The sequence below is a fragment of the Microbulbifer maximicatervae (SeqCode) genome, assembly GCF_052467065.1.
This window is the reverse complement of sequence record NZ_CP174299.1, coordinates 4797322-4818820: the sequence shown is the minus strand read 5'-3', so window position 1 is coordinate 4818820 and position 21499 is coordinate 4797322. Positions and strand designations below refer to the sequence as shown.

General features: G+C 52.8%; 24 protein-coding genes and 1 tRNA gene. 21 read left to right on the top strand and 4 right to left on the bottom strand.

Annotated elements, in window-relative coordinates:
- Nucleotides 1-2: 2 nt before the first annotated feature.
- On the top strand, nt 3-497 hold the full coding sequence (locus ACJJI1_RS21285; RefSeq protein WP_444941532.1) for a GmrSD restriction endonuclease domain-containing protein: 495 nt from the start codon (nt 3-5) through the stop codon (nt 495-497).
- Nucleotides 498-608: 111 nt separating this feature from the next.
- Nucleotides 609-1376: a DUF4760 domain-containing protein gene (locus ACJJI1_RS21280; RefSeq protein ID WP_444941533.1), complete on the top strand. Its 768-nt coding sequence runs from the start codon at nt 609-611 to the stop codon at nt 1374-1376.
- Between the two features lie 26 nt (nt 1377-1402).
- Here ACJJI1_RS21280 and ACJJI1_RS21275 read toward each other — a convergent pair whose 3' ends face one another.
- Nucleotides 1403-1660: a helix-turn-helix domain-containing protein gene (locus ACJJI1_RS21275; RefSeq protein ID WP_444928113.1), complete on the bottom strand. Its 258-nt coding sequence runs from the start codon at nt 1658-1660 to the stop codon at nt 1403-1405.
- Nucleotides 1661-1852: 192 nt separating this feature from the next.
- Here ACJJI1_RS21275 and ACJJI1_RS21270 point away from each other — a divergent pair, with 192 nt between their 5' ends.
- The 3 genes from ACJJI1_RS21270 to ACJJI1_RS21260 all read left to right on the top strand — a co-directional run bounded on the left by ACJJI1_RS21270 (nt 1853) and on the right by ACJJI1_RS21260 (nt 3793).
- A complete protein-coding gene (locus ACJJI1_RS21270; protein WP_444928112.1) occupies nt 1853-2050 on the top strand; it encodes a hypothetical protein in 198 nt (65 codons plus the stop codon).
- 100 nt (nt 2051-2150) lie between these two features.
- Nucleotides 2151-2540, top strand: coding sequence for a LexA family protein (locus ACJJI1_RS21265; RefSeq protein WP_444957920.1), 390 nt, complete (start codon nt 2151-2153; stop codon nt 2538-2540).
- On the top strand, nt 2540-3793 hold the full coding sequence (locus tag ACJJI1_RS21260; protein ID WP_444957919.1) for a Y-family DNA polymerase: 1254 nt from the start codon (nt 2540-2542) through the stop codon (nt 3791-3793). Before ACJJI1_RS21265 ends, ACJJI1_RS21260 begins: the two co-directional genes overlap by 1 nt.
- A 257-nt stretch (nt 3794-4050) precedes the next feature.
- On the opposite strand, the gene ACJJI1_RS21255 is transcribed toward ACJJI1_RS21260, so the two are convergent.
- Together ACJJI1_RS21255 and rne are read right to left on the bottom strand one after the other, a co-directional pair.
- Nucleotides 4051-4138 (bottom strand) — tRNA-Ser (locus ACJJI1_RS21255).
- A 165-nt stretch (nt 4139-4303) separates the two neighbouring features.
- Entirely contained in the window at nt 4304-7264 is a 2961-nt protein-coding gene (gene rne, locus ACJJI1_RS21250; RefSeq protein WP_444957918.1) for a ribonuclease E, read from the bottom strand.
- Nucleotides 7265-8048: 784 nt separating this feature from the next.
- Here rne and rluC point away from each other — a divergent pair.
- A complete protein-coding gene (gene rluC / locus ACJJI1_RS21245) occupies nt 8049-9044 on the top strand; it encodes a 23S rRNA pseudouridine(955/2504/2580) synthase RluC (protein WP_413662285.1) in 996 nt (331 codons plus the stop codon).
- A gap of 14 nt (nt 9045-9058) precedes the next feature.
- Nucleotides 9059-9700 carry an HAD-IA family hydrolase gene (locus ACJJI1_RS21240; protein ID WP_444957917.1) on the top strand — a complete coding sequence of 214 codons (642 nt, stop codon included), beginning with the start codon at nt 9059-9061 and terminating at the stop codon, nt 9698-9700.
- On the opposite strand, the gene ACJJI1_RS21235 is transcribed toward ACJJI1_RS21240, so the two are convergent.
- A complete protein-coding gene (locus ACJJI1_RS21235) occupies nt 9697-10293 on the bottom strand; it encodes a Maf family protein (RefSeq protein WP_444914007.1) in 597 nt (198 codons plus the stop codon). The two genes, ACJJI1_RS21240 and ACJJI1_RS21235, sit on opposite strands and share 4 nt — an antisense overlap.
- A gap of 106 nt (nt 10294-10399) precedes the next feature.
- On the opposite strand from ACJJI1_RS21235, the gene ACJJI1_RS21230 reads away from it, so the two are divergent.
- The 14 genes from ACJJI1_RS21230 to ACJJI1_RS21165 all read left to right on the top strand — a co-directional run bounded on the left by ACJJI1_RS21230 (nt 10400) and on the right by ACJJI1_RS21165 (nt 21426).
- Nucleotides 10400-10942 (top strand): YceD family protein, encoded by a 543-nt coding sequence (locus ACJJI1_RS21230; protein WP_108733565.1) that lies wholly within the window; start codon nt 10400-10402, stop codon nt 10940-10942.
- 73 nt (nt 10943-11015) lie between these two features.
- A complete protein-coding gene (gene rpmF / locus ACJJI1_RS21225) occupies nt 11016-11210 on the top strand; it encodes a 50S ribosomal protein L32 (RefSeq protein WP_108733564.1) in 195 nt (64 codons plus the stop codon).
- Between the two features lie 3 nt (nt 11211-11213).
- Nucleotides 11214-12272: a phosphate acyltransferase PlsX gene (gene plsX / locus ACJJI1_RS21220; protein ID WP_282932473.1), complete on the top strand. Its 1059-nt coding sequence runs from the start codon at nt 11214-11216 to the stop codon at nt 12270-12272.
- A gap of 51 nt (nt 12273-12323) precedes the next feature.
- The gene (gene fabD, locus ACJJI1_RS21215; protein WP_444957916.1) at nt 12324-13268 is read left to right on the top strand and encodes an ACP S-malonyltransferase; all 945 of its coding nucleotides are present in this window, start codon (nt 12324-12326) and stop codon (nt 13266-13268) included.
- Nucleotides 13269-13324: 56 nt separating this feature from the next.
- The gene (gene fabG / locus ACJJI1_RS21210; RefSeq protein ID WP_444894745.1) at nt 13325-14068 is read left to right on the top strand and encodes a 3-oxoacyl-ACP reductase FabG; all 744 of its coding nucleotides are present in this window, start codon (nt 13325-13327) and stop codon (nt 14066-14068) included.
- A 225-nt stretch (nt 14069-14293) separates the two neighbouring features.
- Nucleotides 14294-14530: an acyl carrier protein gene (gene acpP, locus ACJJI1_RS21205; RefSeq protein ID WP_020415205.1), complete on the top strand. Its 237-nt coding sequence runs from the start codon at nt 14294-14296 to the stop codon at nt 14528-14530.
- 191 nt (nt 14531-14721) lie between these two features.
- Nucleotides 14722-15963, top strand: a complete 1242-nt coding sequence (gene fabF, locus ACJJI1_RS21200; RefSeq protein ID WP_444957915.1) for a beta-ketoacyl-ACP synthase II — start codon at nt 14722-14724, stop codon at nt 15961-15963.
- A gap of 45 nt (nt 15964-16008) precedes the next feature.
- Entirely contained in the window at nt 16009-16779 is a 771-nt protein-coding gene (locus ACJJI1_RS21195) for an aminotransferase class IV (RefSeq protein ID WP_444957914.1), read from the top strand.
- Between the two features lie 29 nt (nt 16780-16808).
- Nucleotides 16809-17840 (top strand): endolytic transglycosylase MltG, encoded by a 1032-nt coding sequence (mltG, locus tag ACJJI1_RS21190; RefSeq protein WP_444919287.1) that lies wholly within the window; start codon nt 16809-16811, stop codon nt 17838-17840.
- A complete protein-coding gene (gene tmk, locus ACJJI1_RS21185) occupies nt 17840-18460 on the top strand; it encodes a dTMP kinase (RefSeq protein ID WP_444957913.1) in 621 nt (206 codons plus the stop codon). The genes mltG and tmk overlap by 1 nt, the downstream gene beginning before the upstream one ends.
- Before the next feature lie 47 nt (nt 18461-18507).
- Nucleotides 18508-19533 (top strand): DNA polymerase III subunit delta', encoded by a 1026-nt coding sequence (locus tag ACJJI1_RS21180; protein WP_413662280.1) that lies wholly within the window; start codon nt 18508-18510, stop codon nt 19531-19533.
- A gap of 104 nt (nt 19534-19637) precedes the next feature.
- The gene (locus tag ACJJI1_RS21175) at nt 19638-19991 is read left to right on the top strand and encodes a PilZ domain-containing protein (RefSeq protein ID WP_413662279.1); all 354 of its coding nucleotides are present in this window, start codon (nt 19638-19640) and stop codon (nt 19989-19991) included.
- 7 nt (nt 19992-19998) lie between these two features.
- Nucleotides 19999-20775: a TatD family hydrolase gene (locus tag ACJJI1_RS21170; protein WP_444957912.1), complete on the top strand. Its 777-nt coding sequence runs from the start codon at nt 19999-20001 to the stop codon at nt 20773-20775.
- Nucleotides 20776-20802: 27 nt separating this feature from the next.
- On the top strand, nt 20803-21426 hold the full coding sequence (locus tag ACJJI1_RS21165) for a dUTP diphosphatase (protein ID WP_444898227.1): 624 nt from the start codon (nt 20803-20805) through the stop codon (nt 21424-21426).
- Nucleotides 21427-21499: the final 73 nt, after the last annotated feature.

The window sequence follows — 21499 nt, the reverse complement described above, 5'->3', positions numbered from 1 at the left end:
ATATGCGTTTACTTTTTTTGTTTGTACTGGTAGCTGTATTAACTAGTTGCTACGAAGCTGAAATGGAAGCTTATGATCGTCAGCAGTGGCTCCCCCGCTGGCCCGATGCGGATGGCGACTGCCAAAACACTCGCCAGGAGCTGCTGATTCGCCTCTCTCTGGCTCCCGTCACCTTTAGCAATGAAAAATCCTGCACGGTGTTGTCAGGTTTATGGTTGGACCCCTATACTGGCCAGTTTTTTGATCAAGCTTCAGATCTGGATGTAGAACATATAGCCCCTTTAGCCTGGGTTCATAAGAACGGCGGTGCTAACTGGACTCGCGAGCAACGCCGTGTATTCGCCGAAGACCCAGCCAATCTCTGGCTAGTGGATGATGACAATAACCAGAGTAAGGGCGACAAGGGTCCTGATGAATGGTTGCCGCCATATCGGCCCGCTCGGGCAATCTATAAACGCCAGTTTGAGACTGTAGCGAAAAAATATGGATTGATGTAGTTAGTGCTCTTAAGTTGAAGTAAGATTGGCGCTTATTTTAGTTTATCTATAAAGTATTATGATTGATAAAAATTGTATGCTTTATAGAAGGGGCTGCAGAAGAATTAAATTATGACAAGAAGCAAGATTACAGTAATTTTAACAATTTTGGCCTTTGCTTTAGGTGTTATGTCTGCATCAACATTAAATTTTTCTATTGATTATTCTAGATTTTTGTCGCCTGTTGCTGTGCTTGTTTCTGCCTGTATTGCAATATATATAGCTGTAGAAAATCTTGAAAAGGCTTCTGAAAAGGAGAAAATTAATAGAACTATTGATTATGTTTTTAGGCTAACTTCAGATCTGCCTCATCAAGAAAAAATAAACGAGAATGAGATATACAAAAAATTATTTTCTCAAAGCCATAAACTTAAAAACCCTCAAAATCCAGAAAATGGCTATAATATTCTGGGGGTTATTGAGGCAGTGAAGCGTTTGAGCGCTGAGGAGCAGGAGTATCTATCAGAGCGTGCTGGTAGGCTTGAAATAATTTTAGTCAATATCAAGTATGGCTTTTTTTCTGAAGAAATAATAAAAGCTCATTTTGGATCAAATTATATATTAACGTTCTGGGCTATGTTTTGGCCATATTTGATCCTCCAAAATGAAGGTTCCAGTCGTTTCGAACTTAGTAGTGGTTTGATACCAAATCTAGAGGAGGGGCTTTTCTATTTGCTTAAAGAGTATGTGGTGGGTAATGGAGATATTAAAAACCCTTATCCCTTGATGAGAGAGGGGTTTGGTATTGTGGATACTATTGAGTTGGATGATGTTAGGAAGCGTATGTTCCCGAATTCAGTCTGGACTTCAACTCCTGAAGATGAAGAAAGTAAAGCATGATCTATTCTTTGATGTAGTTAATAATCTTACTTATTGATCTGCCGAATTTTCCAGAGGCGGTGAATACTTTCAATGCTTCTCTGGATATGTCTCTGCCACTCTTTCGGGAGTGATAAGTACATTCTTGCAACTAATGGCGGAAATGGAATCTGTGCAAAGTGGTGCAGGTTCTCCACCCCATACACCTCCGTTAAAGTAATCCCAACCGCCTCACACCAAACCGGCAGCAGGTCTGCCGGAATTCTTTGTACGCCTGTTTCCATTGTCGAAATTTGAGATGACACAAGCCCCAGCTACTTTGCCAGCTGTGCAATCGTTATCCTCTCCCGTTTCCGTGCGTTGCGCAGGCGATCGCCTAGTGATCCGGCCTCAATTATCAAGGTGCGCTTGGTGACTTGTCGTCATAAGGCAGTGCAGATATCTGGCGTTAGGTGACACAGGGCGGAGATAGGGCTAGCAGTTACAAAGGGTTGAGCGTGCCTATAAAAGCACGAATGGAGCAATTGCAGCGGGTCGCAGGCCTGTGTGTGGCCCTGGAGTGGGTAACAGGTTGCCCCGATTTAGCGGGAAGGGATGCCGTATTAAAGCTGATAGGTGAGGAAGTGAGCACCACTATCCAGGGGGTGATTTATTCGGCTGAGTCAAAAGGAGGTGGCGGCGCCGAGATGGCTTGAGTACAAAATACCTGTGAGGCCCTGGAGTCACACTGGCTACTTGTCTTTATTGGGTGCTCACCACTATACTGTATAAAAATACAGTATATTGCTAGAGCACATGAAGCTTTCCCCTCTATACGGCAGTGGCGTTAGCTGCGGCTTTCCTTCGCCAGCGGATGACCACAAAGAAGCAGCGCTGAGCCTGGATCAACACCTGATAACCAGCCCGGCGGCGACATTCCTCGCCCGCGCCAACGGCGACTCTATGCAGAACCTCGGCATCTTTGACCGGGACCTGCTGGTAGTCGACCGATCATTACCGCCAATCCACGGAGATGTGGTGGTGGTTGCCCTGGATGGGCAGTTAACGTGCAAGGTGCTCGACCGCCAACAGGGCCGCCTGCTATCGGCCAATGACAAATACGCACCGATTCCCATTTGGGAGGGGCAGGAATTGATTGCTGAGGGAGTGGTCAAGGCTTCCGTGCGGTACCACCGGTCCTGCTGATGTTGGCACTGGTTGATTGCAACAGCTGCTATGCCAGCTGCGAACAGATATTCCGCCCCGACCTGCGCGGGCTCCCGGTGGTAGTCCTTTCCAATAATGATGGTTGCGTGGTGGCTCGCTCGAAAGAAGCCAAAGTGTTAGGTATTCCCGACTTGCAGCCGTTCTTCAAGATTGAGCATCTGTTGCGAAAGCACGGGGTAAAGATCTTTTCGAGTAACTACGCCCTGTACGGCGATATTTCCCACCGGGTAATGATAACGCTGAAGCAGTACAGTCCAGAGGTTGAAGTCTATAGCATCGATGAGATGTTTCTGGATCTGCATGGGTTGCAAGAGTGTCTGCTGGATTACGGTCAGCAAATAAGGCAAACCCTCTGGCGGGATGTTCGCATGCCGGTGGGCGTTGGCATTGCCCCGAGTAAAACTCTGGCCAAGCTGGCAAATAGAGTCGCCAAGAAGATCCCCAGGTGTCAGGGCGTCTGCATCTTGGACTCCCCCGCAAAGTGGCAGTGGCTGCAGCGACGCACTGAAGTGGGTGATGTGTGGGGTGTAGGCAGGCGTCTATCAAAGCGACTCGGGCACCTGGGAATCAAGACCGCCTATGACCTGGCGCAAGCCAACCCGAAAATCCTGCGCAGCCATACGAATGTAAATATTGAGCGCACGATAGAAGAGCTAAATGGCATTAGTTGCTTAAGCCTGGAAGAGCAGCCGCCAGCCAAGAAACAGATCTATTGCACACGCTCATTCGGCGAAAAGCTCACCGATCTGCAGCCGATACTGCAGGCCGTTACCTTGTACGCGAGCAGGGCGGCGGAGAAGCTGCGGGCCCAGGACTCCCTGGTAAAGTCTATCCATGTCTTCCTGCATACCTCACCCCATGAGCCGCTCTACTACAGCCGCAGCACCGTGGTACAAACCCCATACCCCACGGATGACACACGGCTGATAGTGCAGCTGGTAAAGCGCGCCATTACAGAGCTGTTCCTGCAGGGACATAGATTCCTGAAAGCGGGGGTAGGGCTGGTAGAGCTTATCCCCCGCTCACTGGGCCAGAGCGACATGTTCACCAGGGGCCAGCCAATACGATCAGGTGAGACCATGCAGGCCATCGACCAGATCAATCAGCGGTTTGGCCGGGGCACCTTGTTTCTGGGGGCTGAAGGTATCGACAAGAAGTGGAAGATGCGACAGGAGCATCGATCGCCAGCCTATACGACTCAGTGGGACCAGCTACCGGAGATTACGGTCTAGCTGCTGTGTGAGCGTATGAGGCTTTTGTAAAGTTAATGGGCGGGCTCTCGTGGAGCCTGTAAAAGAGCTAAATCGACCTGATGTTCAATGTGAAAGGGCAGGCGGTGAAGACGTTAGTGTACCACCGCTGGTGCGTATAGAGTTTACATCGCCTGAAGTGTTACGGGCCTACAAAAGATAAGTGGGGGAACTAGTGGGGGAATAAAAATAGCAGAAACAAAAAAGCCCTGAAAAATCAGGGCTTTCTGTATGAATAATGGCGGTGGGGCAGGGATTCGAACCCTGGGACCTGTTACAGTCAACGGTTTTCAAGACCGCCGCTTTCGACCACTCAGCCACCCCACCAAATTGTGCTGCGCATTATACATAGCTTCTCGGGATGTACAAGCGCCATTTTGATTTTTTTTATATAGTTCAATAAGTTAGGTGATTTATTGACCAGCTCAAGGCTTGCTGTCAGGTTGATAAGGCCGCCCCGGCCATTAGCTGGGGCGGCTTGGCAGCTATCGCTTAGCTCGCTTCTGCAGAGTCGCGATCGATATCTGCGTTGGCATCAACTTCCACGGCCTTGCGGCTGATACGCGGGTCGTTGGCCGGGCGGGCTAGGGCGCGTGGATTGTGCTCAATCGCTGCCGGCTGCGCGGTATCCAGAGGCTGCTGGGAGCCCACTTCACGGCGCTCAGTAACAATTGAGAATTCACCCAGTGGTTTGGGGTTGATACGCGGATCATTTACTGCGCGTCCCTGGCTGGGTGCGGTCGGTCCCTCTTCGGAAGCTGCCTGCTCAGCGGCAACAATTTCTTCCTGAGCTTCCGGCTCACTGGTGCCTGCCTGTTCCTGTAAAGCTTCAGCTGCAGCTTGTGCTTCCTCAAGCACGATTTCCTCTGCTGCTTCTACTTCTGGTTTGGCAGGAGTGGCCTCAGCTTTGGGGGCAGCTGGAACTTCTGCCGTGGTGGCTTTTTGTTCTGGCGCTTGCTTTACGGGTTTGGCCGGCTCGGCAGCTGGCACAGCTGCTTTTTCTACCGGGGTAGCTTTGGGTTTGGGCTGAGTAGGTTGCTGCGGCTCGGCGGTGGCAGCTTTGGCTGCCTGTGGGGTGCTTTGCGGCTGTGCTACTGGCTTCGGGGTCTCTTGTGCAGGTTTCTCCTCGTGGGCAGTTCGCACCGGCATGGTAATGGCGGGCTGGGCTGCTTGCTTGGGAGCTCGCTGCGGCTTCTGAGAGTCTTTTGCCTTGGGCTTGGGCGCCTCGGTGCGAGTCTCTTTTGCGACTTCCTTAGTTTTGCGGACCTCGTTTTCGGCTTCGTCGATGGCTTCGTGAACTTCGCGATTCAGCTCTTCCTGGCTGTGAGCTACCGCGGTTGCTGCGGTGTTCTCATTGCGACGTCCGCCGCGACGGCGCGCTTGGGGGCGACCGCGCACATTGCTTGGGCGACGTGCTGGGCGTTGCTGATCAGAAGTGTCTCCAGCCTGTTCGTTGGTATCAACGGTATTTTTGGCTTCAGCAGTTTGAGTGCGGTTGTCGCTGCGGCGGTTGTCGTTGCGGCGGCGGCGACGTCTGCGCTGACCTTCACCTTGGCGATCAGAGGCGCTGTCATGCTCGTCCAGCTTGGCGCTGCGCTTATCTTCGCGTTGGTCGTCGCGCTTATTGTCTTCGCGGCGATCATCCTTGCGGCGCGCGGGGCGGCCACTGCGGTTGTTGCGATTTCCGCGCTGGTTGCGATTGCGGTTGCGCTGCTGGTAGTCCTTGCCACGGCCTTTGGACTTTTGATGCTTCTTCGGCTCTTCCTCTTCTGCGGTGAAGAAGGAGGCGATAGCGCTAATCAATCGGCTGAAGAGTCCAGGCTCTTCCTTTTTCTCCGGAGTGGGTGCTGGAGCGGTGTGGGCAATTTGCTGCACGGCCGCTTGCACTGGAGCTGGACGCTGTGGCTTTTCCTCTTTCTTGGTCACTGTCTCTTCGGCAGTGCCAGAAATCTTGTAGGAAGTTTCCAGGGTTGCAGTGTCATCGTCACGCAGGCGCTGAACTTCAAAGTGCGGCGTTTCCATTTCTGCGCTGGGCACAACTACTACGCGAGTGGAATTGCGGGACTCGATCTGGGAGATCGTTTTACGCTTTTCGTTCAGCAGGTAGGTTGCGACATTCACTGGGGTGATTGCACGGATTTCGGCGCTGCGCTCTTTCTTCGCTTCCTCTTCTACCAGGCGGAGAATGGAGAGGGCCAGAGACTTGGTGCCGCGAATGGTGCCTTGGCCGCTACAGCGGGGGCAGACGCGGAATGTGGTTTCACCCAGGGATGGGCGCAGGCGCTGGCGGGACATCTCCAACAGTCCGAAGCGGGAGATGCGGCCAACCTGAACGCGGGCGCGGTCCATGCTGAGGGCCTTCTCCATGCGCTTTTCAACTTCGCGCTGGTTGGACTTGCTCTGCATGTCGATAAAGTCGATTACAACCAGTCCGCCCATATCGCGCAGGCGCAGCTGGCGAGCGATTTCATCGGCGGCTTCCAGGTTGATATTGCGCGCGGTCTCTTCGATATCGCCGCCCTTGGTTGCGCGGGAGGAGTTGATATCGATAGATACCAAGGCCTCGGTCACATCGATAACGATGGAGCCACCGGAGGGGAGCTTCACTTCGCGCTCGAACGCTGTCTCAATCTGGCTTTCAATTTGATAGCGATTGAACAGCGGAATGGCGTCTTCGTAGTACTTCACCTTATTGGCGTAGTGGGGCATTACCTGGCGGGCAAACTCTGCGGCCAGCTCAAAGGCGCCTTTGTCGTCGACAATAACTTCGCCGATATCATCGCGCATGTAGTCGCGGATGGCGCGGATAATGACGTTGCTTTCCTGGAACAGGAAGTGTGGCGCCTTGGAGGTATCAGCTTCTTCCTTGATGGCATTCCAAAGTTGCAGCAGGTAGTTGAGGTCCCATTGCAGTTCGTCACCGCTGCGGCCAACGCCGGCGGTACGCACGATGATGCCCATGCCTGAGGGGACATCTACACTGGCCAATGCATCGCGGAGCTCGGAGCGCTCATCACCTTCAATGCGGCGGGAGATGCCACCGGCACGAGGATTGTTGGGCATTAACACCAAGTAGCGGCCGGCGAGGCTGACAAAGGTGGTGAGGGCAGCGCCTTTGTTGCCGCGCTCTTCCTTGTCCACCTGGACAATAACTTCCATACCTTCTTTGACGACATCTTTGATTTTGATGCGGCCTTCGATGTCTTTGGGCTGCTTTAGGAAGTACTCGCGAGAGATTTCTTTCAGGGGGAGGAACCCGTGGCGCTCTTCGCCGTAGTCGACGAATGCAGCTTCGAGGGAGGGTTCTACACGGGTAATCTTACCTTTGTAGATGTTCGCTTTTTTCTGCTGGCGGGTTCGGTTCTCAATATCTAAATCATAGAGCCACTGGCCGTCGACCAGGGCAACACGCAACTCTTCAGGTTGGGTTGCGTTGATTAGCATTCTTTTCATGCGTGTCGTTTTCCTTGCGTTGCGCAAAGGCGTGACACCGCTACTCACAGGCTTGCTTGTTGGCTGCTAGGTGGAGAGGACCACCAGGCAGGGCAGGGAAAATAAGGTATGCCAGCTCTACCGCGCCATGGATCTATGCGGCTTGTTGAGACTGGCGTTTGCCTATTATTCGCTCTGCAAAAACTCCGGATACGCGCTGTTATTGTGCTATCCGTTGGTACCTTTAATACCTTTTGTTAGTACTGCCCTGTACCTGTGCTGCAGGCTTCTGCAGCAGGGTTGGGCGCCGCCCCTTGGTTTGTTTCATGCTGGGCGGCAAGGTTTGCGTCAATCATCAGAGGTTCTGCAGTTCAGCTTTTGGCTGATACCCATTCTTCTTAATTTTTTTACCAGGCTTGCGGAAGCTGTGCTGCCCTGGTTGCCAGTTCGGTTGCTGGCTCGTCGTATTCTGCAAAACCGGACGCAAGTTTGAGTCGTCCTTTCAAGCGCTGCGGGTCACGGCCCGTCTTACCTTCGCGATAATTACCCGCATAACCGCGGGCTGTTGTTGCCGGTGAGCTCCCCTCTGGTTCTGGTAATTGGGGGACATCTCAACGGCTAAGTTTTATCAATGACGCGGCATCCCCGCGCACCGACCGAATGGGGTATTTTCGTTGGGGTCACGGCTATCTCTTCATGTGGGAAGTCGCCTTTGACCGAAAATACGCCGAATTCAGGCCGGCCGAATATAGCATGGGCAGGGAGGTGCTTCAATTGTATCCCTGGCAACGCTATGATGCGCGTCATGCGAAGTATACCCCACCCCAAGAAGGCTCCGGCCGAGACCCCATCAAAGACCTCGAATCCATCTGGCGGCGTGCAGCTTTTAACTGTACCTGAAGAGCTGGCGGGACAGAGGATCGACAATTTCCTCCAGGCGCGCCTCAAGGGTGTGCCGCGTTCACGTATATACCGAATCCTGCGTAAGGGTGAGGTAAGAGTAAATAAAGGACGAATAAAGGCTGAATACAAGTTAAAGGCGGGCGATGTGGTGCGAGTGCCGCCAATTCGTGTTGCCGAGCAGGCAGAGGCCCCTCTCGCTGGTGAATCTCTGCGCCAGCTGATCCAAGAGTCCATACTTTATGACAAGCACGGGCTTATGGTGATCAATAAACCGTCGGGCCTTGCGGTCCATGGCGGCAGCGGTGTCAGATTGGGCCTGATTGAAGTTTTGCGCCAGATGTTCCCGCAAAGCCCGTTTATTGAGTTGGTGCACCGCCTGGACCGGGATACCAGTGGCGCCATCATGGTGGCCCGCAAACGCGCGGTATTGCAACATGTTCAGTCGGAGTTGCGGGCGGGAAAGATCGGTAAATCGTATCAGGCATTGGCGGTGGGCAAGTGGCCCCGAGGTCGCCGCGTTGTTGAGGCACCTTTGCGCAAGAACACTTTGAAAAGCGGCGAGAGAATGGTGTCAGTGCACCCTGAGGGCAAGCCTTCAGAGACTCGCTTTAAGTTGATTGAGAGATTTAAGGCGGCGACTTTGCTTTCCGCAGAGCCGGTCACCGGGCGAACACACCAAATTCGAGTTCATGCTCAGTTTGTTGGTTGCCCTTTGGCGGGCGACAACAAGTACACCTCGGACGAAGTCAATCGTGAATTTCGCGGTCGCGGTCTGAAGCGTCTCTTTTTGCACTCGGCTTCAGTGCGCTGCTCTTTGCCAGATGGCTCCAAGGTTGAGGTGGAGGCTCCACTCCCTGCGGAGCTGAGTGTAGTGCTGAATAGATTAAGGGAAGAGTAGGGCGTTCTTTTGTTATGTTGGTAATCCTCGATTGGGACGGGACGGTTTGTAATTCTGAGGCGCGTATCGTCGATTGTATGTTGCGGGCAGCAGATAGAGCCGGTTTGCCGGTGCTTGCCCCGGAAGCGGTTAGCAACATCATCGGGCTTGGTCTGCCGGAGGCGATATCCTCTCTGTTTCCGGAGGCTGCCAGTGAGGAAAAACTCACGTTGCGCCAACTTTACTTTGATGAGTGGATGGCGGCCCGGGTTGAACCCTTGCCGTTATTTGAGGGAGTCCTGGATACCCTGGACCAGTTGCTGTGTGGTGGTCACCTGTTGGCGGTAGCGACCGGGAAGAGTCGGCGGGGGCTCAATCGGGAACTTGAGGAGCACGGCCTCGGCCACTTGTTTGCCGCCAGTCGTTGTGCGGATGAGACAGCTTCCAAGCCTGACCCGCTGATGCTGAATGAGTTGCTACATGAGACCGGAACCGGTCCGGAGCAGGCGGTAATGGTAGGGGATACCGTATACGACCTGGAAATGGCGGCGGCGATCGGTATGCCCTCTATCGGGGTGAGCTATGGCGCTCATTGCCCAACCCGACTGCAGGGGTGTGGCCCCAAGGTTGTTATCGATCGTTTCTCTGAGCTGCTCCGCTGGCCGCCACTCCTTTAAGTGGCCTGCGGGCCCAGTGGATCTATGCCAAAGTGGTTCAACATATCGGTAAGGCGGATTAGTGGCAGCCCAACCAGGGTGTTGAGATCTGCCCCTTCAAGCCTCTCAAACAGGGCGATACCTAGCCCTTCCACCTTAAAAGAGCCGGCGCAATCGTAAGGTTGTTCCAGCTCTACATATCGTTCAATTTGCTCTGTGCTCAACTGCCGAAAGTAGACGGTGAAGGTTTCCGTATCGCCCAACTGCTCTCCGCTTGCGCTATTCAGCAGGCTCAAGCCGGTGTGGAATATCACTTTTTTGCCGTTGCAGGCTTGCAGCTGGGCGATGGCGCGCTCCCTACTGCCTGGCTTGCCAAGTATTTGACCGTCGCAAGAGGCAACTTGATCTGAACCGATAATCAGTGATTTCGGGTGGCGGCCTGCCAGGGCGCGCGCTTTCTCTGTGGCGAGGCGCAGGGCGAGTGCAGCTGGCGCTTCCCCCGCCTGTGGTGCTTCATCTATATGGGGCGAATCCTGCTGAAAGGGGATGCCAAGCTGTTGTAGTAGGGTTCTGCGGTAAGGAGAGCTGGAGGCTAGTATCAGAGGGTGGGGCATTCTGGTGGATTTTCCGCTGGGTCGAATAGTGGTTTGTGACCGGGCGATACTGCAATGCCTGATTTGTTTTGACAAGGCTAAGGTGAGTCCATAGAATTGCGCGCTTATGTCGATAGCCCCCTCTAAATCAGTATTGCCAAAGAGCATTGATGCTCGGAAATTGGTACAGCGAGAGCAGTTGCTCGATGGTGTTTTGCCGTTGGAGTCCCTGCCTCGGGTTGGTAGCGCAGTTGAGTCTGTCCACGGAGAGATTTCTGCTGAATTGCAGTTTGAGCGAGACTTGCAAGGTCACCAAACGGTGAGCGGCAAGGTTCAACTTGCAGTTGACCTCTTGTGTCAGCGCTGTTTGTCACCGGTCCATGAGCAGATCGAGGCACAGTTTAGCTGGGGTATCGTATGGACTGAGGAGCAGGGTAAGGCCCTGCCCAAAGATCTGGACCCGGTGATCCAGGACGGCGATGAGCTGGACTTGCACCAGATCCTTGAAGATGAAATTTTGCTCAATTTGCCAATGGTGGCTTATCACCAGGAAGAATGTGTCTCCAAGGAGAGCTTTCATTTTGGTGGCGAGGTTGCCGAGGCGGATGAGCAACAGGCAAACCCCTTTAAAGTGCTGGAGCAGTTGAAGGGTTCGTCGGGTAAATCCTAGGTTTCCCGATGAGTTTGGGCTCGCCGGTAGGCGCCCCGGTTCCAGCGAAATTTGTTTATTTTAGGAGCTAGCAATGGCTGTTCAACAAAACAAGAAGACTCGTTCCCGTCGCGGTATGCGCCGTTCCCACGATGCGCTGGGCGCAGGTGCTACCCTTTCCGTCGATCCGACTACCGGTGAAAAACACCGTCGTCACCACGTGACCAAAGACGGTTTCTACCGTGGTCGCAAAGTGATCGAAGTTAGCGGCGGCTCTGAAGAAGAGTAAGCTTTGTCCAGCCAATTGCGATTGGCCGTGGATGCAATGGGCGGGGACTTAGGTCCCCGCTCTGTCGTTCCGGCATGTATTAGATTTCTTCAAAACTTCCCTGAAGCGCAGCTAAAGCTATTTGGTCCGCGCGCAGAGCTTCAAGCTCTGGTTCATCAAGAGCTGCAGCGCCATCGCCGCCGCGTTACCCGCCGTCTCGAAATTATCCATTGCGAGCAAGTCATCACTCAAGAGTGCAATCCGTTGCAGGCTGTTCGCCATAAGCGCGATTCAACCATGGCGATGGCCCTGAAGAGTGTTGCATCGGGAGATGTGCAAGCAGCAGTTACCTCCGGCAATACCGGCGCCTTGTTGGCGTTGAGCCGCAGTATTCTCGGTAATATCCAAGGTGTTAGGAAGCCGGCGCTCGGTAAGTCTGTACCTTCGGGTATGGGTTCCTGCTATCTTTTGGACCTTGGTGCCAATGTGGATTGCAGTGCTGAGGATTTGCTTCAGTTCGCCCGTATGGGGATTGAGGCTCAGCGGATTCATACTGCCCGCAAGAGCGTGAAGGATATAAAGGTGGCGCTGCTCAATATTGGGGCGGAAGCACATAAAGGTAGCGCCGAAATACGCCGTGCAGCGGAGCTGCTCGATGCGGACCCCGGGGTCAATTATGTTGGCTTTGTTGAGGGGCATGATATTTTTACCGGCTCGGTAGATGTGGTTGTTTGCGACGGCCTGATGGGTAATGTTGCGATGAAATCTGCCGAGGGTGTGATTCGACTAATGGGTCAAAAAGCGTTCACAATCGAGAAAAGAGGGTGTTTCAAGCGTTTTTTTGGCCAATTGGCCATAAAGCTGTTGCGAAAATGGCGTACACAGGTGGAACCTGCTCGCTATAATGGCGCCAGCTTTGTAGGGGTAAAGGGCAACGTGATCAAGAGTCACGGCGGTGCCAGCAGCGAAGCTTTTTATCGGGCGATGGTTACGGCGAAGGAGTGTGCCGATGCTGACCTGGCAGCCAGGGTCGATGCCGCTATGGCACAATCCGGCGAAAGACGCTCCATGGATGAAGGGTAAAAAGCAGTTTTCCCTTACTGAAATCAGCCACATTTAGGTTAAGGATATCTTATGACCAATGCCGCACTCGCATTTGTCTTTCCGGGGCAGGGTTCCCAGAAAATAGGTATGCTCTCTGAGATTGCCCAAGAGGCGCCTGAAATTCAGGCCACTTTTGCCGAAGCATCCAATGTGCTCGGCTATGACCTCTGGGACCTGTGCCAGAATGGCGAGCAGGAAGCCATTAATCTCACCCAGCGTACCCAGCCCCTCTTACTGACTTCCAGTGTTGCCCTTTATCGCATGTGGCGCTCTCGCGGCGGTGCCCAGCCTGCATTCATGGCCGGTCACAGTTTGGGTGAGTGGTCAGCACTGGTGTGCTCTGGCGTTCTGGCATTTAAAGATGCGGTTCATTTGGTTCGCGAGCGCGGCCGCTTGATGCAGGAGGCGGTTCCCGTAGGGGAGGGCGCTATGGCTGCGATCATCGGTCTTGATGATGCAGCTGTCGAAGAAGCTTGTGCTGTTTCTGCTGAGGATGAAATAGTCGCTGCGGTGAATTACAACTCTCCCGGCCAGATTGTTATTGCGGGAAGTAGCGCGGCGGTGCAGCGCGCCATCGAAGCCTGTAAAGCTGCCGGTGCAAAGAAGGCTATGCCTCTTCCGGTCAGTGCTCCATTCCACACTGAGCTGATGCGTCCCGCGGCGGAAAAGCTGACCCCTCAAATAGAGGCGACAGAATTTAACGCGCCGGAAATACCCATCGTGCACAATGTCCACGCTGAGCTTGAATCGGATCCGGAAAAAATTAAGACCCTGATGATCGAGCAGATTTATCGCCCGGTTCGCTGGACTGCCTGCGCACAAAAAATTATTGGCTCCGGAGTGGAGCAAATGGTTGAGTGTGGTCCGGGTAAGGTTTTGTCTGGCCTGATCAAACGTGTCGATCGAAGTGTTTCCTGTCACGCAATCGATAGCCCCAGTAACTTTAATGAAGCTCTGCGAGCTACAGCGGTATAAATCGCTCAAAAAGTAGTCCAGAAGTCGAATAAGGATAAGTGAGAATGACCTTACAGATGTCCCTTGAGGGTAAAGTTGCCTTGGTGACAGGTGCAAGTCGCGGTATTGGTGCGGCAATTGCAGATATGCTCGGTGGAATGGGTGCCACAGTTATTGGTACTGCCACCAGCGAATCCGGTGCTGAAAAAATAAGCGCCCGCTTCGCAGAAGCCGGTATCGCAGGTGCCGGTAAAGTTCTGGATGTGGGCAATGCGGAAAGTGTTTCCGAGCTTCATGCAGCGATAAAAAATGAGTTTGGTGCTCCTGCGATATTGGTTAATAATGCTGGCATCACCAAGGACAACTTGTTGATGCGCATGAAGGATGACGAGTGGGATTCAGTCGTCAATACGAATTTGACCGCGGTCTATCGCATGAGTAAGGCTTGCCTGCGCGATATGACCAAGGCGCGATGGGGACGGATTATTAATATCAGCTCCGTCGTAGGAAGTATGGGTAATGCCGGTCAGAGCAATTATGCGGCGACCAAAGCTGGTGTGGGAGGGTTCGCCCGCTCCCTGGCTTCAGAGGTGGGCTCCCGAGGAATCACGGTTAATACCGTAGCCCCCGGCTTTATTGATACTGATATGACAAAAGTCTTGCCTGAAGCGCAACGCGAGTTGCTTCTGGGTAAGATTCCTCTCGCGAGGCTCGGGAAGCCGGAAGAAATTGCTTCGGTGGTTTCCTTCCTGGCGAGTGATGCGGGAGGCTATGTCACCGGCGAGACAATTCATGTCAATGGCGGTATGTACATGGCGTAGTTTGTGTTTCAAAATGTCTCTTTAACTTATTGATTTTAGAGATATTTATGTTTTTGCTGATGGTGTTGAGGGGCCGCACATTACATCCCGAAAAACTTGGGGTACAATGGCCTCTGAATTATCCAAAAGCTGTGTGAGCCGGTCGTTATCACCAACAACATTGGATACGGTGAAAAACAATAGCGACTAAAACAGATTTTTACCCACTAGGAGTTAAATTGAATCATGAGCAGCATTGAAGAGCGCGTTAAAAAGATCGTTGCTGAACAACTGGGCGTTAAGGAAGAAGACGTTAAGCCTGAAGCCTCTTTTGTTGAAGATCTGGGCGCTGACTCACTCGACACAGTTGAGCTGGTTATGGCTTTGGAAGAGGAATTCGAAACTGAAATTCCCGATGAAGAAGCTGAAAAAATCACTACTGTTCAGCTGGCAATGGATTACATCAAGGATAACCTTGGTTAATTCCTGCTGGGTAGTTTAGGCACGGGCAGCTCAATATGCTGTACCTAGCCGAGCGATTCTGAAAGCCGTTCTATGTTTCATAGCGCGGCTTTCTTGTTATTGGTACTACGGAATTGTGACTGCTGACCGGATGTTGTTCTTTTAACTACATTGGTGAAGGACGGTAGCAGAAAATTTCAGGGGGGAGCGCAGTGTCGCAAAGAAGAGTTGTTGTAACCGGAATGGGAGTCGTTAGCCCGTTAGGTAACACCCTAGAGGATACTTGGTCTGGGGTACTACAGGGAGCTAATGGTGCTGCTCCGATTGAGACATTTGATGTCTCGGCTTTTTCAACCCGCTTCGCCGCTACTGTAAAGGATTTTGATCCCACGCCATACATGCCCGCAAAAGAAGCGCGCAAGATGGATACTTTCTTGCAGTACGGACTGGTTGCCGGTATTCAGGCTATGCAAGATAGCGGCCTGGAGGTAACCGAAGAGCTGGGTCCGCGCGTGGGTACCTGTATTGGCTCTGGTATGGGCGGTATCCTGGCTATCGAAGATAATTCATTGCTGATTGCCGAAAAAGGCCCTCGCCGTGTATCACCTTTCTTTGTACCTGGCGCCATCATTAATATGGTTGCGGGTAACCTCTCGATTAAATATGGCCTCAAAGGCCCCAATCTGGCAGTGACAACAGCCTGTACCACAGGAACCCATGCGATTGGCCTCGGCGTTCGTGCGATTCAGCACGGTGATGCCGATGTGATGGTATGTGGTGGTGCAGAAATGGTTACCACCCCGGTAGGGCTCGGCGGTTTCTGTGCGGCAAGGGCGCTGTCCACCCGCAATGATGATCCGCAATCAGCAAGCCGCCCATGGGATAAAGACCGTGATGGTTTTGTACTGGGTGAAGGGTCTGCGGTACTCGTTTTGGAAGAGTACGAAAATGCAGTCGCTCGCGGAGCCAAGATTTATGCAGAAGTAGCTGGCTTTGGTATGAGCGGTGATGCCCACCACATGACCTCTCCTCCGGAAGATGGCGCTGGCGCTGCTCTCTCAATGGAAAATGCCCTGAGAGATTCCGGTATGAGCCCAAGTGATATCCAGTATATCAATGCTCATGGCACTTCTACTCTGCTGGGAGACACAGCTGAGATCCTGGCGGTTAAAAAAGTATTCGCGGGGGTGACGGACTCCCTCGCTGTGAGTTCTACCAAGTCGATGACCGGTCACCTGCTGGGGGCTGCCGGTGCTATTGAAGCCGTTTTCTCGGTATTGTCATTGCGCGACCAGGTTGCGCCCCCCACTATCAATCTCTTCTCTCCGGATGAGGCCTGTGCCGGTATTAACCTGGTGCCCCAAGAGGCCCAGCCGATGGCAATCAATGCAGTCCTATCCAATTCCTTTGGTTTCGGTGGCACCAATGGGTCACTGATATTCAAGCGAGTCTGATTCCCGTGCCCACCGCGAGGTGGGCACACCTGCCTTGGGAGTTCCATGTACCAGTTACCTCAAATGTACTTTCGGGGGCTGGCCGTTGATCAGTTGCCAGATGATGCTGATTACTCGGGTGGAATCCTCGAAACAATGCGCTGTCACAACAAAGGTCTACCGCTTTGGTCTTTCCACCGCGCTCGCCTGGAGCGTTCGGGAGTGTTGGATGAGGCCTGTCTGGGAGAAATTGAGCAGTCGACGTTAAAATTGACAGCCGGCTGTCGCTGGTCTGAGGCGATTGCGCGCCTGCGTGTTGGCAGTGTGCGCGGGCAGCAATGTTGGGATTTGGTGCTGCGGCCGCTGATTGAAACTGCTGAGGGGCAGGTGGGCACTAGCCTTTTTCCTTGTTCGACGAGCTTGCCGATCGGTAGTAATTCGAACCAGGGCTGCAAAACTTTACTCCGTAACCGATATAATGCGGCAAAAGCGGAGCTGCCGGTGGGGCAATTTCTCGATGGATTGATGCTGGATTCGGCGGGAAGGGTCATCGAAACCCTGCGCTGTAATATCCTGGCCCGATTTGGTGGGAAGTGGATGACTCCATCCCTGCACCGGTGTGGTGTTCATGGTGTGATGCGGCAGTGGCTCTCGAGCCATATCCACTGGCAAGAGGAAGACATGGAGCTTTCCGAACTCTGTGAGGCCGATGAGCTGGCTCTCTGCAACAGTGTTCGAGGTGTATTACCGGTGGTAGAGGTAATCGGTTACAAAAATTGGCCTGTGGGTGTCGAGACCCGCAAGCTACAGAAGCTGATATTGGATAAATTGTGGTGAAGAAAAAGCAAGCGAGTTTCGCTTGGAGAGTGTTGAAGCTGTTATTTGGTGGGCTGGTATTGGCCTGCTTGGTTGCAGTTGCCTCTCTATACGTGGCAAAGGAAGCCTTGGAATCCCCCCTGCCGATTGCACAAGATGGACTTACGCTTCAGGTGGAAAAGGGCGGAAGTTTGTCCCGGACGCTGCGAAGCCTGCAGGGCGAAGGGATAATCCAGTGGCCGCAAATACTTCTCGCCTATGCCTATTGGGAGGGCACAACAGAAATCCATTCCGGCGAGTATTTAGTTCCCTTTGGCAGTAACGCGCGGGACTTGATTGCACGCCTGAATCGCGGTGAAGTTACCCGCTATCGCATTACGCTATTAGAGGGCTGGACCTTTCGCCAGGCCCTGCGACAAATCCGCTCCGGTGAAAGAATCGTTCAGTCCGAAGAGGGAAGCAATGTCAGTGCCGCTGCCCAGGCCCTGGGCCTAAAGGAAGATGAGGTCGAGGGTTGGATTTTCCCGGATACTTACGTCTACCGGTCCGGTACCACAGATATTGAGCTGCTGCGTCAGGCCTATGATCGGATGCAGAAGGTACTGGATGAGGAGTGGCAATCAAAAGGGGATGATCTGCCCTATAAGTCGCCCTATGAAGCCTTAATCATGGCTTCAATTATCGAGAAAGAGACAGGGCAGCCATCTGAGCGCAGTGAAATAGCCGGTGTTTTTGTACGCAGGCTGAATAAAGGTATGCGCTTGCAGACAGACCCCACCGTAATTTACGGCTTGGGTGAGGACTTTGACGGAAATCTGACCCGTACACACCTGCGCCAGGCAACACCTTATAATACTTATGTTATTAATGGCCTTCCCCCTACGCCGATTGCCCTACCTGGGCGAGCGGCAATTCGGGCCGCTTTAAATCCAAAGCCCGGCAAGAGCTTGTATTTTGTTGGCAAAGGGGATGGATCTCATCATTTCTCAGCGACTCTGACAGAGCACAACCGTGCGGTGCGGGAGTATCAGCTGAAAAGGCGCGCGGATTACCGCTCGAGTCCGGCAAAAGGAAAGAATTAGTGTCGCACGGCAAGTTCATCACCCTCGAGGGTGTAGAGGGGGTGGGGAAATCTACCAATTTACTCTTCATCACCGAGTGGCTCAAAAAGCACAATATTAACTTTATCCAAACCCGGGAGCCGGGAGGCACCCCATTGGCAGAACAGCTGCGCGAGCTGTTATTGGCCAAACGGGATGAATCCGTTGATCCCACGGCGGAACTATTGATGGTGTTTGCCGCCCGCGCGCAACATCTGTCCCAGGTTATACTGCCCGCCTTAAAACGTGGGGATTGGGTGATCTGTGATCGCTTCACCGATGCTACCTATGCCTACCAAGGCGGTGGTCGCAGACTGGATCGACAATTGATCGAGCAGTTGGAGCAGACAGTTCAAGGGGATTTGCGCCCAGATAAAGTGCTTTTATTGGATCTCGACCCGGAAGTGGGGCTAAAGCGAGCCGCTCGCACTGGGGAAGCGGATCGTTTTGAGAGTGAGCACTTGGAGTTCTTCCAGCGGGTGCGTGCGGCTTATCGCGATCGAGCTGAAGCTGCGCCTGCCCGTTACGCGGTTGTGGATGCCGGCCAATCTCTGGAACAGGTGCAGATGGATCTAGCCAAGCAATTGGAGCTGTTGCTTTAAGCTATCTTGCCCCAGAATCTATTTTTAAATGATAAGAATTGTGGCTGATGTCTGTGCCTGAAACTTTTGAGTATAAATCGATACCGGTACCTCTTCCCTGGCACTCCGAGCAATGGCAGCGGTTGGGGTTGCAGTTGCAGGCGGGCCGTTGCCCACACGCTTTGCTGCTGACTGGCCCGGAGGGGTTGGGAAAGCGACAATTCGCGGCTGCTTTTACCGCGTTGGCCCTATGTGAACAACCGAGGGCAGGTCAGGCCTGTGGAGAGTGTAAGGATTGTCGGTTGTGGATGGCTGGCTCGCATCCTGATTTCCTACAAGTTGAACCTGAAAAGCCCGGTGGCCCACTGAAAGTGGAACAGATCCGTCAGCTGGGCAACTTTGTTTCCCGCACCAGTGGGCGGGGCGGGGCGCGTCTGGTTTGTTTGTCGCCAGCGGAGGCGATGAATGTCAACGCAGCCAATGCCCTGTTGAAAAACCTGGAAGAGCCGGCACCCTCCGTTATCTTTGTGTTGATCACCGATGCCCCCACAGGCCTTTTGCCAACCATTCGAAGTCGCTGTCAATCTATAGCTTTTCCGCCCCCAACTGGAGAGGTGGCGCTACAGTGGCTATACAGCAATGGGCTGGAAGAGCCGCTGGCACAGCGTGTCTTAACTCTGGCAGGCGGGGCACCATTATTGGCGGCGGAGCTGGCCGAGCCCAAGTCGAGAGAAGTACGTGAGCAGTTTTTTAAAGATTTGGTTGCTGTAGCTCAGGGTACGGCAAGTTCAGTCTCTACAGCGGGCCGTTGGGAAACACCGGCCGAGGGTGTTGAATTGGTTCAACTACTGCTTTTCTGGCAGCACTGGTTAACCCAGATGGTGCAGATTCGCAGTTGTGATCTTAGTGGAGATGCCCAGCTAATGGTTCTTTTGCAGAGGTTGCCGGGGTCGAGTGAGCAAAGCTTGCAGCCAGTATTTGCGTTCTACGATCATTTGCTTCAGGCGCGGAAAGGGTTACTGGGCACAGCTAACCCCAATCGTCGTTTGCTGCTGGAAGAATTATTTATTCGTTGGGCGAAGCTTTTTGCTTAGGCGTCTTGCACAAGTCGGGTAGGGTAATTGACGTTGCCTGGACACAGGCAGCGGGCTTAGATAAGTTAGCGCATCATTTAGAAATATAAACATTGAGGTTGTCCATGAAAGCCATGGGAGGCGGTGCCCGCAACGGCATCCTGTCACTGAAAATCCAGGATAAATCTGTGCTCTATGCGGCCTATATGCCCTTCGTAAAGAATGGTGGCTTATTTATCAGTACGGATAAATCGTACAACCTTGGCGATGAGGTTTTTCTGCTTCTGAGCTTAATGGATGAGCCGGAAAAGATTCCGGTTGCCGGTAAAGTGATCTGGATTACGCCCAATGGTGCTCAAGGCAACCGCACTCCCGGAATCGGAGTTCAATTTGGCGATAAGGACAATATCGCGCAAAACAAGATTGAAACCCACTTGGCGGGAACCTTAGAATCCAGCCGCCCAACCCATACGTTGTAACTCTCTAATGCTTGTTGATTCTCACTGTCACCTGGACAGACTTAAGCTCGATAAATTTGATGGCGATCTGGATGCTGTATTGGACCTGGCCCGCAGTCGCGGTGTTGGCAAGTTCCTCTGTGTCGGTATCAGTTTGGAAAACGCCGATGCGGTTGTTGAAATCGCATCCCGCTACGAGGACGTAGTCTGTTCCGTTGGTGTGCACCCGCTGGATGTCGACTCCGGCATGGCGGATGTTGAGCGACTGGTAGAAATGGCTAACCAGCCCAATGTTGTTGCATTGGGGGAGACAGGCCTGGATTACTACTACAGCACTGACACCCAGGAAATCCAGAAGCAGAGCTTTATTGCACACCTGAAAGCGGCGGGGCAGGCAGAGCTTCCGGTTATTGTGCATACGAGAGATGCGCGGGAAGATACTATCGCTCTCATTAAAGAGCACGGTAATACCAATACCGCAGGTGTTCTGCACTGTTTTACCGAGAGCTGGGATATGGCCAAGGCTGCCCTGGATCTCAATTATTATATTTCTTTGTCCGGCATCGTGACCTTTAAAAATGCCGAGGAGCTGCGGGATGTCGCCCGCAGGCTGCCTTTGGATCGGTTGCTCGTTGAGACTGACTCCCCTTATTTGGCTCCAGTGCCCTATCGGGGTAAGCCCAATATTCCGGCCTATGTGCGTGAAGTGGCAGAATTTATCGCTGATTTACGCGGTATTCCCTACGAAGAGCTGGCCGAAATCACCTCAGAAAACTTTTTCAGATTATTCCCCCGGGCAGTTTGATCCGGGTCTATTGGATGTTCCCCTATGATGAAGCAGCAGTTGCAAGTCATGCTGACTCTGCAAGACCAGATTAATACAGTAGTAAATGAAAACTGGCGTGAGCAAAACTTTGCCTGGTACCGCGCTATTTGGGTAGAAAGTGCAGAGTTGTTAGACCATTACGGTTGGAAGTGGTGGAAGAAGCAGCTTCCAGAAATGGATCAGGTGAAGCTTGAATTGGTGGATATCTGGCATTTCGGTTTGAGCCTTGAGTTGCAAAAAGGCTCTCCGCAGGAAGTGGCTGAGATCATGCTGAAGGAGTTTGCCGGTTCCGAGCGTACGGCGGGTGATTTCCGTGAAAACCTCGAGTCTTTCACCTTGAACACCCTGGCCACCAAACAGTTTGATGTTGCTGGCTTTGCTCAACTATTGGCCGATGCAGAAATGTCTTTTGCTGAGTTGTACCAGCGATATGTTGGTAAAAATGTACTCAACCGATTCCGCCAGGATAACGGCTACAAAGATGGCAGCTATGTAAAAAACTGGGCGGGCCGTGAAGACAATGAACATCTAGCGGAAATTGCCGGACTTTTGGACCCATCTGCTGCTGATTACAGTGACCAGGTTTACAAGGCACTGCAGACGCGTTACCGGGAATTGGCGCTGACATAATCACTCGCAAAGAGTGTCCAATACAGTCTGAGAGGTTTTGTCATACAAATTGAGCCGCTATTTCGCTTGTGTA